Origin of the sequence: Kitasatospora sp. NPDC085879 (genome assembly GCF_040686255.1) — a bacterium.
GTDB lineage: Bacteria > Actinomycetota > Actinomycetes > Streptomycetales > Streptomycetaceae > Kitasatospora.
Map to the genome: position 1 here is coordinate 12066 of NZ_JBFBJZ010000031.1, position 14563 is coordinate 26628.

Here is a 14563-nt window from a genome sequence, read left to right on the forward strand (position 1 = left end):
CGGGGCGGGGGCGGCACCAGCGAGGGGCTCGCGCTGGCGGGCATGCTGTTCGCCGTCTCGATGACGTTCATCGACCAGACCATCGTGTCGATCGCCGCACCCAGCATCATCCGCGAACTCGGGCTGTCCGCCGGGGCCATGTCGTGGGTGGTCAACGCCTATCTGCTGGCGCTGGCGGCGTTCTTCGCGCTGGGCGGGCGGATGTCCGACATCCTCGGGCACAAGCGGATGATGCTGGTCGGCACGGTGGTGTTCGTGACGGCTTCGGCGCTCTGCGGGGCGGTGCCGACCGGCGGCGCGGCCGAGACCTGGCTGATCTCCTTCCGCGCGGTGCAGGGCGTGGGTGCGGCGCTGATGTTCCCGGCGGCGCTGGCGGTGGTGGTCGAGGTGTTCGCGGTGGAGCGGCGCGGCCGGGCGCTCGCGCTGTTCTTCGGGGTGGCGGGCGGCCTGACCGCGATCGGCCCGATCCTCGGCGGCTGGCTGACCAGCTGGACCTGGCGGGCGATCTTCTGGGTCAACGTCCCGGTGGCCGTGGTCGCCCTGGTGCTGACCTTCCTCGCCCGGATCCGCAACACGCCCCGCCCGGAGCCGATCGACTGGCCGGGTGCGGTGCTGGTCGCGGTCGGCATGGGCCTGAGCGTGCTCGGGCTGCAGCAGGCCGCCGTCTGGGGCTGGGACAGCGCCGCCACCTGGGGGTGCATCGTCGGCGGCCTGGCGGTGCTGGTGCTGTTCGTGCTGGCGGAGCTGCGCAGCCGGGACCCGCTGATCACCATGCAGGTCTTCGCCGACCGGGCGTTCTCGGCGGACAACGCGGTGCTGTTCTTCTCAATGATGGCGTTCGTCCCGGTGTTCTTCTTCGCCTCGGTGTACGCGCAGGTCGCGCTCGGCTACTCGGCCAACGAGGCGGGCCTGTACCTGCTGATGTTCTTCGCCGGCTTCGGCCCGGCCTCGCAGATCGGCGGCCGCATCCTCGACCGGCGCGGGGCCCGGCCGGCGATGCTGATGGGCACCGCGGTCGGGGCGGTCGGGTTCGCGATCTGGGCGGCGAAGATCACCGATCTGTCGCTGGGCGCGCAGTGGCCGTGGATCGTGCTCTCCGGCGCCGGCATCGGCCTGCTGCTGACGCCCGCCTCCACCGACGCGGTGAACCGGGCGATCGGCCGTTCGTACGGCGAGGTCACCGGGATCACCCAGACCGTCCGGAACTACGCGGCGAGCGTGAGCCTGGCGGTGCTCGGCACCGTCCTGCTGCACACCACGGCGAACCGGGTCACCGAGACGCTGGAGCAGCGCGGGCTGCCGGCGCAGGCGGCGCGCACCACCGCGGATCGGATCACCAGGAGCCTCACCGGCCCCAGCAGCGGCGGGTCCGCGGCGACCGGGGTGGACCCGGGGCTGCTGGACGCGCTGCGCGCGGACTTCGCGGCGGCGAACCGGCCGGTGCTGTACGGGATGGCCGCGGCGCTGGCCGTGGCCTTCCTGTGCGCGCTGTGGCACCCCGGCACCCGGATCACCGCGGAGAGCGAGGCGGCCCGGAGCCGTCCGGGTACGCGTCCGGCCGGGCAGGAGGCGGAGCGGGAGGGCTGACCGCACGCTCGGGCGGAGCCTTCCCGACGGACACGGCGGACAGGTCGTCGACCAGGCCGACCAGCCAGACGGCGGTGTCCACGGCGTGCAGCGCCGCCGGGTCCGGCGGCAGGCGGGTCGCCATGATGCGCTCGTCGAGCAGCGCGGTGCGTGCCTCGGCGAGGAGCGGGTCCGGCGGGACGGGCGAGCCCGGGCCGGCGCGCAGCGCGGCGCCCTCCCGGCGGAAGGCGGCGGCCGCGGTGTCGGCGTCGCGGACGAGGGCGCCGGCCACGCCGGGCCAGCCGACCAGGGAGTTCAGGGCGATCCGGGCGAGCAGTTGCTCGGCGCCGCGGACGGTGTGCTGGCCGGTCAGCAGCGCCGCCTGCCAGTCCGGTGCGCCCGGCGGCACGGCGTGGTGCTCGCAGCGGGACTGGGCGTACGTCGCCTCGGCGAGGACCGCGGAGCGGCGGGCCCGGCGCACGGCTCCGTCCGGGGCCGGTCCGCCGGTGAGCACGGCGACGGTCTCGCGGAGCGCGTCGGCGCTGTCGGAGAGCAGCTCGGCCGTGCGCCGGCGCAGTTCGCGGGCGCCGCCGAGGGGCCAGGCGCAGAGTCCGGTGAGGGTGCCGACGGCGGCGCCGGCCGCCACGTCGACGAGCCGGGCCTCGGCGAGCTTCCAGCTGGCGGGCGCGAGCTGGGCGAAGACCATGGCCACCGCAATGGTGAAGGTGCCCTGGGCCCAGGCCAGGCCGAGGATCGGGCCCAGGGTGAACGCGGTGAGCATGGTGCCTGGCAGCGCGACGGCGTAGAACAGCGGCCGGTCCCCGACCAGCATGAGCATCACCGCCGTGGCGGCCGCCCCGCACAGTGTGCCGGTGAGCGCGGGCCGCAGGGCCATGCCGGTGTCGGCGGCGGTGGTCCGCATCAGGGTGAGGGTCGCGAGCAGCACCCAGAAGCCGTGCGTGAGGTCGAGGCCGCCGACGAGCAGGCGGGCCGCGGCGAGGGCGGCGGCGGTACGGACGGCGTTCTGGAAGTACACCGAGCGCGGGGTCAGGTTGGCCCGGAACCGCGCCCACCAGAGCCGGACGGCCGGCTCGTGGCCGTACCAGAACGGGCCCGGCCGCTCGGCGGGCGGGGTCGGGTCGGGCGGCAGCGGCGCGCGCCGGCTGATCCGTACGGCGAGGGTGAGGAAGCGGGCGCCCTCGGCGGCCTCAAGGGCCATGCTGCCGAGACCGAGCCGGGCGGCGGTCGCCGCCTCCGCGGGGTCGGAGGTGCGGTACGGCCCGATGTGTCCGGCGCCGGCGCCCGGGTCGGCGGCGGGGCGGGGGGCGGGGCGGGGGGCGCCCTCCGGGTGGAACGGGGTGGTCCGGACGGCTTCGAAGGCGGCGATGGCGGTCTCGATCGGATCCGTCCCGGGCACCGGTCGACCGTTCCGGAGGCCCTCTCCCGCGGCACGGACGGTCCGCGCCGCGGCGCGGACCAGTGCGGCGGCCTGCGGCAGCGGGCCGGCGAGGTCGTTGACCCGGCCGATCCGCAGCAGCTGCGCACGGGTGTGGCGGAGGGCGGTCGCGGCGTGCGAGAGCGCGCGGTCGGCGGCGCTCGCGGAGGCCGGACGCTCCATCAGCGGGATCCGGGAGAACCGCAGGTCGTCCATCGCCTCGGCGGCGGGGTCGGGTCGGCCGTCCGCGGCGCCGGGCGGGGCGCCGTCCTCGATCGGGCGGCCGGGCGGTGCCGCGACGGCGACCGCGGTGCGGTCGGCGAGGTCGGCCACCGCGGCGGCGGCGCGGGCGAGCCGGTCGCGGTAGTCGACCGGCGGCACCACCGGCCACAGCAGCCGCTCGGCGGCGGCGAGCAGCACGATCCCGGCGGTGACGCCGATCAGCCGCAACGGCAGGTCGTCCGGCCGGTACGGCGGGAAGCACGGAAGGATGTAGAGGAGCTGCAGGCCGTTGGCGAGACCGACCAGCCGGGGCCCGCCGACCGAGCTGTAGGCAACGGCGAACCCGATGCCCAGCATGCCGAGGGCGGCCGCCCACGAGCGCACGGCGAGCAGCGTTCCGAGGGTGATCAGCAGGTAGGCCGCGGGCAGCGTGAGCAGCAGGGTGCGGGCCCGGGCCCGGGCGCCGCCGCCGATCCGGGAGAGCAGGCCGAGGGAGATCGCGCCGAACAGGGCGTAGGTCGCGGCGGTCGGCCGGTCGAAGCCGTACCGGAAGGTGTAGAAGCCGATGCAGGCGACCAGGGTGACCCGGACGGCCCGGTGGAGGATCTCAAGACCGGGGTCGCGGGCGCGGAGCCGGTCGAGCAGTGGGCGAGTCCGGCTCATCGGCACCCCGCTCTCCCTGGTCGGTGTCCCCGGTGACCGCTCCGCCCGGCCGCCCGGCCGCCCGGCGGGCCCGTGGGGCGCGGCGGGGGGCGGGCCGCGGCCCGACATGCCCAGGCTAGGACCCCCCGCCCGGCCCCGCAGAGTCGCCCGAGGCGCGACGACGCGGGGGCGCCCGGGGGGCCCGGCTGCGCGTTCGTCACTTGGGGAGCTGGGCCCTGATGGCCTGGTCGGCCGTGGCGACCGCCGGCGCCACAGGATCGCCCTTGACCGCCGAGTAGATCAGGGTGTTGAACGGTCCCCAGACGGCGGACATCTGAGGGAGCGCCGGCAGCGGTACGCCGGACTTCGCGGCCTGTTCGAACGCCGCGAGGTCGGGGTCGGCGGCGTGCGCGTGGGCGAGGGACTCCTTCAGGGCCGGCATGCGGGGTTCGGCCTTGTACAGGGCGTCGGCGAGTTCGACGGAGCCGAGCGTCGAGAGGACGAACTTCTGGGCGAGCTCCTTGTGCGCGCCCTTGCTGGCGACGAAGAACGACTGAACGCCGACGAACGACCTGGCGGGGCCCATGCCCGCGAAGCCCGGCACCGGGGAGACGGCGTACTTCGTCCCCGCGGCCCGCACGTCCGCCAGGCGCCACGGGCCGGACACCAGGAAAGGAGTCTTCCCGGAGGTGAAGGCGGCCGCGGTGTTCTCGGAGGTGTAGGAGCGGCGCAGCACGCCCTTCCCCTTCTCCCCCAGCGCCGCGATCTTCTCGAATGCGGCGACCGACGACGGGCTTCCGACACCGAGGTCGGACGGATTGGCGTTGCCCCGTCCGTCGTCGCCGAAGAGGTAGCCTCCGCCGGAGCTGAACAGCGGGTACATGTGGTAGGTGTCACCGGACTTCCCGTCCGACTGGCTGACGGTGTATCCGACCGCCTGGGACACCTTGCCGGCCTTCCGGAGCTGCTCCCCGGTGGCCACCAGTTCGTCGAAGGTCGCGGGGGCCTCGGGGACGAGTTCGGTGTTGCGGAACAGCACCAGGCTCTCCACCGCGTAGGGGATGCCGTAGAACTCGCCGTTGTACATCACCGCCCTGCGGGCGACGTCGACGTAGTCCTCCATCTTGTTGTCGAGCACCAGGATCGGGTCTATGAAGCCGTTCAGTACGAGGTTTCCGATCCAGTCGTGGGCGCCGATCATGACGTCCGGGCCGGTCCCCGCCTGGGAGGCCCTGATGAACGTCTCCTGCTGGTTCTCCGTGACGGCGACGATCTCGGCCCTGGCCCCGTGTGCGGCGGCGAAGGAATCCGCGAACGGCCTGAGTGCCTCGGCGCGCTTCTCGTCGGCCCAGATCACCAGCGTCCCGTTCGGGGCGTCCTCGGAGGCGGAGTCGAAGACGGAACCCGAGCCGCAGGCGGTCAGGCTGAGGGACAGACAGATCGCGGCGGCGATGAGCGCGAGGTTTTTGCGCACGCGTTGCTCCAGGTCGACGGGGGTGGGCATCCGCCGAGAGCCGGCGTGCGCAGAAGTTAGCAACGGCCCCCCGCACTGGCAACGCTTTCAGCAAGTTTCACGACAACTTTCAACCGCCTTGCAGCGCAGGCACCCGCCGTGGGATCAGATGGTCACCTTGAGTGACCATCCGTGTGGTGCGAGTTGCCGCTCTCGGGTGCCCGGACCAGGGTGGTCGGCGGGCCGCCTCCCCCGGAGCCGGCTGTCCTCGTGATCGTGAAAGGGATTGCCCCATGTCCGTGACCCGGACCCTCCGTACGGCCGCCCTCGCGGCCTTCCTCGCCACCGCATCGCTCGCCGCCGCGGCGCCGCAGGCCTCCGCCCTCGGCGAGGGCAGCATCAGCATCGTCGGCGGTCAGATCGTCGAGGACGGTGCTGCCGTCGACGTCACCGTCTCGGTCAGCTGCCCCGCCGGCGACGTCCGCGCCGTCCTCGTCGACGCGATACAGGGCGTCACCGGCTCGTTCGGCGCGGCCGCGCCGCAGGTGCCCATGGTGACCTGCACGGGGAGCCCGCAGGACGTGGTGGTCCGCCTCGCGGCGAGCCCCTACGTGCCGGGCATCTCGACCTGGCAGCCGGGCACCGCGTACGTGACGGCCTGGCTGTCCGGCGGCGCGACCGACAACGACCTGTTCGAGGAGATCGTCCTCGCCTGAGGCCGGTCCGCGCGGGCGTCGCCCGCGCCGCACGCCGAGGCCGCCCGGGCCGGGGATCCAACCCCGGCCCGGGCGGCCTCCGCGCTCCGCCGTCACCGACGGACGGTCACGGCGGGCAGTTCTCGGTGATCACCGACTCGAGGTCGGCGGCGGCCGCCTCGTCCTCGTCGACCTTCGTGCCCAGGCGGGCGACGGCCTGCCGGAGGGCCTCGATCTGCCGCCGGTCCGGATCGGGCTCGGCCTCCAGCGTCCGGATCTTCGCCTCGAACTCGGTGACCGTCCGCCGCAGCCGTCGGATCTCCGCACGCAGGGCCTTGGCCTCGCGCTTCATCATGGCGCAGCCGGTCTCCGCCACGTCACTCACACTCCCTTCCGGTCCGTGGACCGCGTGCCGCGACCGCGCCGGGCGGCGCGGTCGTCGCGATCAGTGTCGGCGCGCGGGCCGCGGCCGGCGGGACCGTCAGGAGGTGACGGAGGCGGGCAGCACCTGCGAGACCTGGAGTGCGCCGCACGGCTGGAAGGCGAACGGGACCTTCTTGTCCGCGTCGGCCAGCGGGTCCAGCGGCGCGCGGAAGGCGAAGCCGGCCGCCTTGGGGCAGGGTGCGTCACCGGTGGGGACGTTGCTCCACTTGAGGAAGAACGCGGCGGTGCCGCCGGGGGCGAGCACCAGCGTGCCGCCGCTCCCTCCGAGTCCGCCGAAGCCCGCCGGGATCGCGCCGACCGCCACCGAGAGCGCGGGCGAGCCGGCCGGCGCGTAGGGGACGACGGTGGGGCGGCCCGTCAGCGAGCAGGGCGCGGCGGACACGTTGGTGAGGACGAAGCGCTGCACCATCGTGCCGGCGGCGCCGTCCGAGCTCGACACGGCGACGCTCAGCATCGGGTTGACGCAGTGTTCCACCTCTCCCCCGCCCCCGGCGGGGGCGGCCGTCGGGGTGGGCTTCGCCGAGGGCTTGGCGATGGCCGAGGCCGAGCTGCCGGTGTGCCCGGACGGCGTGGCGGTGGCGGAGGCCCCGGCGGACGCGGAACCGGCGGCCGAGGGGGCGGCGGAGACCACGGTGGTGCCGGAGGCGTCCCCGGAGCCGTCGGAGCCGTCGCCGGTGCACCCGGTCAGCACCAGCGGGGAGGAGAGGGCGAGCAGGGCGGTGAGTGCGCGACGGCGAATGTCCACGGCAGGGCCTTTCGTTTCGGACGGTCCGGCCACCGGGACGGCGCCGGCCCTCGGCGCCCGCCGACCGCCGCGGGGCGCCACCGCCCGAAGGGACGCGCACCGCCGCACGGCCGGTTGCCGCCACGGCGCACATCCCACACCCCGCGCGGCCCGCGATCCAGCACGGAACGATCACCACTTCCGCACGGAACCGCGCAGGACGGACCCCGCGCGCCCTGACGGTCCATCGGATCGGGTGACGCGACCGGCGCGCCGCCTGGTGCCCGACCGCCTCACCGCCACCATGTCGTTGACGAACCGTCCCCGCCGGAGGAGCAGACCATGCGGAACGACGCCCAGGCACGGGGCCCGCTGCCCGACCCGTGGCACACCGGCCGGACGCTCGCCCCGGCGCCGACCGCCGCCCACGCATTCGACCAGCTGCCGGCCGTGATCTACGAGGTGCTGTCCCACCTCGGCCACCCGGGCTTCCCCGCCGCCTTCGCCCTCGGCCTGCGCCCCGCCCCGGACCCGGCCACCACCGGCTGATCCGGTCACCCGCCTCCGAACGGCGGGACGACACCGATCACCCTCGCGCGGCCTCCCGGCTCGCGGGTCTCGTACATGGTGAGGCTCTGACCGACCGTGACCGAGTGCCAGAGCTCCGGGGTGAGCGGTGCCAGCCGCACGGTGGCCGACGCGCCCGGGGCAAGCAGCGGCCTGTCCTCCACCCACAGCGCGGCAACGGCCAGGCGGAGCCCGCCGTCCGGCGTCCGCAGCCCGATGTCCCACATCGGTCGCAGTCGGCCGTCCCCGTCGAACGGTGTCCGACGCGGCCCCTCTCCCGGGCCTGTCGGCACCAGCTCCGCACGCAACCCGCCGCGCTCGGCCTCGCCCCGGCGCCAACCGCACCAGCGGGCGGCGCGCTCCCGGCCCGCCTGCTCGGCCGCGTCCGCGAGCAGCGCCCAGTATCCGGGCGGCAGCGACCGCGTCCGGCCCATCGCGAGCAGCAGGTCGAACACGAACTCCCAGTCGTGGCCGCGTGCGCAGTCCCGGATGTCCGACGGCGTCCCGCCGTCCGGCGTCCGGGCGTCGTCGGGCAGCAGGTCGGCCGCCTGCAGCAGGAGCGTGAACGCGTCGGGCATCCGGCCATTCTGGTCCACCGCCCCACGGCGGTGACCGTTCCGGGGGTGTTCTACGGTGGGCGGCCGATCCACGAGGAGTGGGACGAGGAGGGGCCTGGAGCTGCTGGACGGCTCCTCCGTGGGGCACCTCCTGGTGGAGCCGGGCGCCCCGGTGCTCCGCTTCACCCACCGCGGGCCTGCCCGAACCGTGGAGATCCCGACCGGAGGCCGGATCCCGGTGGCCGCGGCGGCCGGACCCGCCCCGTGCGCTGCCGCGGTCGCGCGGACGGTGATCCGCTACGAGGCCGCCCCGGGCCGACCGGTCCGGATCGAGACGACGACCGCCGATGCCGCACTCGTCCGACGCGCCCCGACCGGCGAGGACCGGGGCTCCCGGCCGACGGTCGGCGACGGGGCTAGGCACACGGGGACCACGGGGCTCAGCGGCGCGGGGAGCGGCCGAAGGCGAGGAGGCGGGTGCGGCGGAACAGGCCGCGGGCGGGCGGGTCGGCGGCCGGTGCCGGGCCGGCGGCGAGGCGCACCGGCCGCAGGTCGTAGGCGAACTGCGGCCGGGCCGGGGCCGGCTCGGCGGGCGGTCCCTCGGGCCACTGCTTGTGCACTGTTCACCACCACCTGTCTTGTCGGTCGGCACAGCTTAGGCCCCGCCCCAGGGTCCCGGTCGGAGAGGTCGGTCCGTGGGGCGGCGGGCCCGGTTCGCCGCGTGGGCGATCGCCCAGGCGTCGGCGACCGGGCCGACGGGTCCTGCTCGGTCTTGACCCAGCCACCCTCGCGGATGCCGTTCCAGCTGGCGTAGCCCTGGGCGACGACGTGCGGCACACCGGTCGCCCCGGCCGCGGCCAGCAGGTGGTCGGTGCCCTCGCGGCGCAGCCGGTTGGTGAGGGCGAACCAAAGGTCCGGGTGCTTGATGTCGGGCTTGCCGGCGTGGGCCGGGGAGGTGGCCGTCATCCGGTGCACGATCCTGTCCGGCCGGGCCCGGGCGACCGCCTCGCCGACCGATGCCGCGTCCAGCCCGTCCATCACCACGCCGTCGGCGCCCATCGCCGCGATCAGGTCCAGTTTGGCGCCGGCTGTGACATCCGGGTGCGGACGGCCCCGGCGGCACTCCCGGGTGCGGGGGTGCCGCCGGGGCGCCGGGGTGTCAGGCCAGGTCGAGGCCCGGGTAGAGCGGGAAGCCGGCGAGCAGGTCCTCGGCCCGCTTGGCGACGGCGTCCCGCACCTGGGCGTCCAGCACGTACTGGGCCTTGGAGGGGGCGCCGGCGGCGGTCGTGGCGGGGGTGGTGCCGCGCAGCGCGGTGTCGATGAGGTCGGCGATCTCGTCCATCTCGGCGGTGCCGAGGCCGCGGGTGGTGAGCGCCGGGGTACCGATCCGCACGCCCGAGGTGTACCAGGCGCCGTTCGGGTCGTTGGGCACCGCGTTGCGGTTGGTGACGACGCCGGAGTCCAGCAGGGCGGCCTCGGCCTGGCGGCCGGTCAGGCCGTGGCCGGAGACGTCGATCAGCACCAGGTGGTTGTCGGTGCCGCCGGTGACCAGGCGGGCCCCGCGGCGCAGCAGGCCGTCGGCGAGCGCCTGCGCGTTGTCGACGACCTGCTGGGCGTACGCCCGGAACTCGGGGCGGCGGGCCTCGGCGAGGGCGACGGCCTTGGCGGCCATCACGTGCGAGAGCGGGCCGCCGAGGACCATGGGGCAGCCGCGGTCGACGTGCTCGGCCAGCTCGGAGGTGCACAGCACCATGCCGCCGCGCGGGCCGCGCAGCGACTTGTGGGTGGTGGTGGTGACGATCTGGGCGTGCTGCACCGGGTCGAAGTCGCCGGTGAGGACCTTGCCCGCGACCAGGCCGGCGAAGTGCGCCATGTCGACCATGAGGGTGGCGCCGACCTCGTCGGCGATCTCGCGCATCAGGCGGAAGTTGACCAGCCGCGGGTAGGCGGAGTAGCCGGCGACCAGGATCAGCGGGCGGAACTCGCGGGCGGTGGCGCGCAGCGCGTCGTAGTCGATCAGGCCGGTGGCCGGGTCGGTGCCGTAGCTGCGCTGGTCGAACATCTTGCCGGAGATGTTGGGGCGGAAGCCGTGGGTGAGGTGGCCGCCGGAGTCCAGGGACATGCCGAGCAGGCGCTGGTTGCCGAGTTCGCGGCGCAGTTCGGCCCAGTCCTGCTCGGTGAGGTCGTTGACCTGGCGGACCTGGGCGCGCTGCAGCGCGGGGCTCTCGACCCGCTGGGAGAGCACGGCCCAGAAGGCGACCAGGTTGGCGTCGATGCCGGAGTGCGGCTGGACGTAGGCGTGTTCGGCGCCGAAGAGTTCGCGGGCGTGTTCGGCGGCGAGTGCCTCGACGGTGTCGACGTTGCGGCAGCCGGCGTAGAAGCGGCGGCCGACGGTGCCCTCGGCGTACTTGTCGCTGAACCAGTTGCCCATGGCGAGCAGGACCGCCGGGGAGGCGTAGTTCTCGCTGGCGATGAGCTTGAGCGAGGCGCGCTGGTCCTGGATCTCGGCGCCGATGGCGTCGGCGATCCTGGGCTCGACGGCGCGGACGGTGTCGACGGCGGTGCGGAAGGCGGTGCCCGCGGTGGGGTCGACGGCGGTGTGGGGCGCGGACGGGTAGCCGGGCGTGGCCAAGGCTGTCTCCTCGTGACGACGATTCGGACGGCCCAGGCGCACGGCGACAGCGTGAGACACGGAGCCGCTCCCCGATGGTCGAATCCATCCCTGCGCGCCAGTCACGGCTCACCGGGAGCGTACCAACCGTGCCCGGCCGGTGGCGCCCCGGTCCGTCCTGCGGACGGGCTTGCCGAGCGGGCGCCGCGGGAAGGACGAGGTCCGGGGGCCCGTGCACCGGGGGCGGGGCGGCGGGGATGAACGGGGGGAATCATGACGAAGCGTGACATTCGTCGGGGCGTGGTGCGGCGCGGGCTGCTGGCGCTGGCCGTCTGGTGGCTGTGGATGCCGCTGGCGGCGCTGCTGGTGTGGGTGGTCAAGCACGCCGTGTTCGGCGGGTTCGGGCAGCAGGACCAGAGCTATGTGCTGCTGATCGAGCAGGAGTTGTTCCCGCACGGCGGCCCGCTGGACGCGACGCCGCTGTTCTGGGTCTGGGTCGCGGTGGGGCTGCTCGGCACGGTGTGGGTGGTGGCGTACGTCGCGGAGGAGTCCGGGGCGGGGTTCCGCGGGTGGCGGGTGCGGCTGGCACTGGCGGCGGTGCTGCTGGCGGTGGCGGGTTCGCTGGTGCGGGCGGGCACCGGGATGTGGGACGACGACAAGGACGCGGGCCGGTTCTACGCGGCGGCGACGGTGCTCGACGTCCCGGCCGGCGGCACGGCCGTCCCGCGCTCGGTGCTGCCGGTGACGGAGCACACCCGCAAGGGCGACGGCGGCCGCTGCGACCTGGTCGGCACCGCCGACGTGCCGGCCTGCGTGAAGACCGAGCCGATGCCCGACTTCGACTTCGAGGCGCGCACCGCCTCGTACGCGGCGGCGAGCAAGGCGCTCACCGACAGCGCCGGTCTGACCTCCGGGGTGCACCTGATGGGGCACAGCCTGCACTACCTGCCGGACGCCTCGCAGGGCGGCGGAGTGTGGACGGCCCTCCTGGACGGTTCCGGGGAGCAGCCGATGGAGGGCGTCGCGGTCTGGGACGGCCGCTCGAACACCGTCGCCACCTGCGCCTTCCGCGGCGGCCACGCCTTCGACCGGGCCTTCTCCGGGACGGGCGCCACCAGCCTGCGCAACCTGCTCGCCGAACGCTTCCCCGACCTGGTCTACAGCGAGCAGGACATCTGGGGCTACTGCGACGGGCCCGACCCGCGGACGGCGCTGCCGGTGGTGGTGATCTCGGTGGCCCGGCAGATCGGCTGGAAGCAGCGCACCGTGCTGGAGCCGGCCGGGGTGCTGGTGCTGCGCGGCTCGATCGACGGCAAGCCGGACATGACGTACCGCAAGGAGGTCGCGCCGGGCGAACTGCCCGGGGCGGTGTACCCGGCGTCGGTGGTCCGCGCGCAGATCCACGAGGTGCAGTGGCTGGGCGGGCGCGGCGCGAAGGACGACCGCGGCTTCGGCTACGCGCACACCTCGGCCTCGACGAACGCCGGCAACCCGGGTGAGTTCCTGCTGCGCTCGAAGGCGGACGGCCACCTGTACTACGTGACGCCGCTGGTCCCGCGGGAGAGCTCGTCGCAGCTGGTGGTGGCGTTCGCGGTGCTGCGGGCGGACCGGACCGGCGGCGGCCTAAACGACCTGCACGTGTACGTGCGCGGCGACGACGCCCCGTCGGTGAACCTGGACGTGCTGGCGAGCCGGATGGTGTCGTACATGGCGCAGCAGACGGCGATCACCATCAGCGCCGGCCAGGGCGGCGCGCTGCAGGAGATCGTCCCGTTCGGCCGGGACATGTGGCGCGGCTTCGTGGACTTCAACGGGCAGACCCAGGACTACGTCGACCTGTCCGGCGACGCCACGGTGAAGCCGAACCTGGTGTCGCTGAGCGGCAGCATCACCGCGCCCGGCGGGCAGCCGAGCCGGGCGCCGGCGCCCGCGACGCCCTCGCCGACGCCCACCGCGCAGGCGCCCGCGCCGGCCGGCGGGTGCGGCGGCGATCCGGCACAGCTGACGACGGGGCAGCTGGCGGCGTGCGTGGCGGAGCTGTCCAGGGCGCTGCAGGGGCGGGTCCAGGAATCGGCGACCGCTCGGCCCTGACGATCGCGGCGATCGGCGGCGCGCTGCCGTGGGAGGATGCCTCCGGGGCTGTTGACCAGGGCGTTCGTCCGGTGCGGTGGCAGCCGCCGGCCTCCTGTCGCACGCCGCGCGGGGTCGCGGCGGCCGTCGGGGACCATCGGGGGCGGCGCGGCGGTCGGGCCCGGGCCCCGTAGCTCGTCGAGGAAGGCCGGCCATGACGACCCGACGCGAACGCTGGGAGCGCCACACGCAGCTCCCGCTCATCGTGCTGTCCGTGCTGTTCGCCGTCGCCTACGCGGTGCCGGTGCTCGCCCCGGGTGCGCCCGGGTGGGTGCTGCGCGGGGCGGCCTGGGCCGAGTGGGCGGTGTGGGCCGCTTTCGCGGTGGACTACGGAACGCGGCTGGTGCTGGCGGAGCGGCGCTGGGAGTTCGTCCGCCGCAGCCCGCTGGACCTGGCGTCGGTGCTGCTGCCCCTGGTGCAGCCGCTGCGGCTGCTGCGGCTGGTGTCGACGCTGCTGCTGGCGGGTCAGCGGGTGCGGATGGCCTCGCAGGTCCGGCTGACGACCTATGTGGCGGGGGTGGTGCTGGGGCTGCTGGTGTTCGGTTCGCTGGCGGTGCTGGAGATCGAGCGGGACTCGCCCACGGCGACCATCCGCACCCTCGGCGACGCGCTGTGGTGGTCGTTCACCACGATGACGACGGTGGGCTACGGCGACCTGACGCCGACCACGGGGCTGGGCCGGCTGCTGGCGGTGGCGCTGATGCTGTCCGGGATCGCCCTGCTGGGTGTGGTGACGGCGAACATCGCGGCCTGGTTCGTGGCCCGCTTCGAGGCGGAGGACCGGCTGGACCACCGCAACCACCGGGCGATCCAGGACCTCACCGCGGAGGTGCGGGAACTGCGGCGCGAGCTGGCCGAGTTGAGCGGCAGGTCGGGCGACGGCGGCGAGCCGATGCCGGCGGCCGACGCGGGCGGCCGGGCGGAGCGCGTCCCGAGCGGCTGACCGGCCGGGACACGCCCGACAGGTGGTCAGCCTCCGTTCAGCGCGGCCCCGAGCAGCTTCTCGGCGGAGGCGCCGAAGGCGGCGGAGAGCTCCTTGTCGAGGATGCCTTCGGCGTAGGACTGCAGCACCATGCCCGCGGTGGCCTGGACGGCGGGGGCCGCCCACTCCGGGTCGATCGGGTACGGCTCGCCGGGCGGCCAGGGCAGCGGCCACTTCTTCGGCCACGGGATCGTCAGGTACGGCGGCTGCGGGCACCAGTCGCCGTCGGCGTCCTGCAGCACCTCGCGCGGGTCGCGGCCGGCGATGTGCGCGGCGACGGCGGCCTCGGCGACGCCCACGGCGGTGCGGCGCGCGGCCGCCCCGAGGAGTTCGACCGGCGGCAGCGGCTGCGGGTTGAGGGCCACGGCGCGGCCCTCGGCGGTCAGCGGCAGGTGCGGGAAGAGGATCTCCCAGATCCTGGGGTCGGTGCGCGCCATCAAGCGCAGCAGGCGTGCGGTGTCGGGGCCCGCGGCCATGGTCCCTCCTCGGAGTCCGGTGGCTGATGGTTCGTCAGGGCGTGTCCATTCAATGTGAT

General features: G+C 74.9%; 13 protein-coding genes and 1 riboswitch. Of the genes, 5 read left to right on the plus strand and 8 right to left on the minus strand.

Annotation, left to right across the window (positions count from 1 at the left end; all coding sequences use genetic code 11):
• Nucleotides 1-42 precede the first annotated feature (42 nt).
• On the plus strand, nt 43-1587 hold the full coding sequence (locus tag AB0P35_RS23200; protein ID WP_363513805.1) for an MFS transporter: 1545 nt from the start codon (nt 43-45) through the stop codon (nt 1585-1587).
• Here the strand turns inward: AB0P35_RS23200 and AB0P35_RS23205 are convergent.
• Nucleotides 1511-3886: an FUSC family protein gene (locus tag AB0P35_RS23205; protein WP_363513617.1), complete on the minus strand. Its 2376-nt coding sequence runs from the start codon at nt 3884-3886 to the stop codon at nt 1511-1513. The two genes, AB0P35_RS23200 and AB0P35_RS23205, sit on opposite strands and share 77 nt — an antisense overlap.
• A 196-nt stretch (nt 3887-4082) precedes the next feature.
• Entirely contained in the window at nt 4083-5339 is a 1257-nt protein-coding gene (locus tag AB0P35_RS23210; RefSeq protein ID WP_363513620.1) for a maltose ABC transporter substrate-binding protein, read from the minus strand.
• A 272-nt stretch (nt 5340-5611) separates the two neighbouring features.
• Here AB0P35_RS23210 and AB0P35_RS23215 point away from each other — a divergent pair, with 272 nt between their 5' ends.
• On the plus strand, nt 5612-6034 hold the full coding sequence (locus AB0P35_RS23215; protein ID WP_363513623.1) for a hypothetical protein: 423 nt from the start codon (nt 5612-5614) through the stop codon (nt 6032-6034).
• Nucleotides 6035-6140: 106 nt separating this feature from the next.
• Here the strand turns inward: AB0P35_RS23215 and AB0P35_RS23220 are convergent, their stop codons facing one another.
• Both AB0P35_RS23220 and AB0P35_RS23225 read right to left on the minus strand, forming a co-directional pair.
• Nucleotides 6141-6398 (minus strand): hypothetical protein, encoded by a 258-nt coding sequence (locus AB0P35_RS23220; RefSeq protein WP_363513626.1) that lies wholly within the window; start codon nt 6396-6398, stop codon nt 6141-6143.
• A 96-nt stretch (nt 6399-6494) separates the two neighbouring features.
• A complete protein-coding gene (locus AB0P35_RS23225) occupies nt 6495-7202 on the minus strand; it encodes a DUF4232 domain-containing protein (protein ID WP_363513629.1) in 708 nt (235 codons plus the stop codon).
• A 321-nt stretch (nt 7203-7523) separates the two neighbouring features.
• On the opposite strand from AB0P35_RS23225, the gene AB0P35_RS23230 reads away from it, so the two are divergent.
• A complete protein-coding gene (locus tag AB0P35_RS23230) occupies nt 7524-7730 on the plus strand; it encodes a hypothetical protein (protein WP_363513632.1) in 207 nt (68 codons plus the stop codon).
• A 5-nt stretch (nt 7731-7735) separates the two neighbouring features.
• On the opposite strand, the gene AB0P35_RS23235 is transcribed toward AB0P35_RS23230, so the two are convergent.
• The 3 genes from AB0P35_RS23235 to AB0P35_RS23245 form a co-directional block, all read right to left on the minus strand.
• Nucleotides 7736-8326, minus strand: a complete 591-nt coding sequence (locus AB0P35_RS23235; protein ID WP_363513635.1) for a hypothetical protein — start codon at nt 8324-8326, stop codon at nt 7736-7738.
• A 419-nt stretch (nt 8327-8745) separates the two neighbouring features.
• On the minus strand, nt 8746-8925 hold the full coding sequence (locus AB0P35_RS23240) for a hypothetical protein (RefSeq protein ID WP_095875898.1): 180 nt from the start codon (nt 8923-8925) through the stop codon (nt 8746-8748).
• Between the two features lie 539 nt (nt 8926-9464).
• The gene (locus AB0P35_RS23245; RefSeq protein WP_363513638.1) at nt 9465-10937 is read right to left on the minus strand and encodes a glycine hydroxymethyltransferase; all 1473 of its coding nucleotides are present in this window, start codon (nt 10935-10937) and stop codon (nt 9465-9467) included.
• A gap of 23 nt (nt 10938-10960) precedes the next feature.
• Nucleotides 10961-11052, minus strand: a riboswitch (ZMP/ZTP riboswitch).
• Nucleotides 11053-11189: 137 nt separating this feature from the next.
• On the opposite strand from AB0P35_RS23245, the gene AB0P35_RS23250 reads away from it, so the two are divergent.
• Nucleotides 11190-13007, plus strand: coding sequence for a hypothetical protein (locus AB0P35_RS23250; protein WP_363513641.1), 1818 nt, complete (start codon nt 11190-11192; stop codon nt 13005-13007).
• 193 nt (nt 13008-13200) lie between these two features.
• A complete protein-coding gene (locus tag AB0P35_RS23255; RefSeq protein WP_363513644.1) occupies nt 13201-13989 on the plus strand; it encodes a potassium channel family protein in 789 nt (262 codons plus the stop codon).
• 26 nt (nt 13990-14015) lie between these two features.
• On the opposite strand, the gene AB0P35_RS23260 is transcribed toward AB0P35_RS23255, so the two are convergent.
• The gene (locus tag AB0P35_RS23260; RefSeq protein WP_363513647.1) at nt 14016-14504 is read right to left on the minus strand and encodes a hypothetical protein; all 489 of its coding nucleotides are present in this window, start codon (nt 14502-14504) and stop codon (nt 14016-14018) included.
• Nucleotides 14505-14563 lie beyond the last annotated feature (59 nt).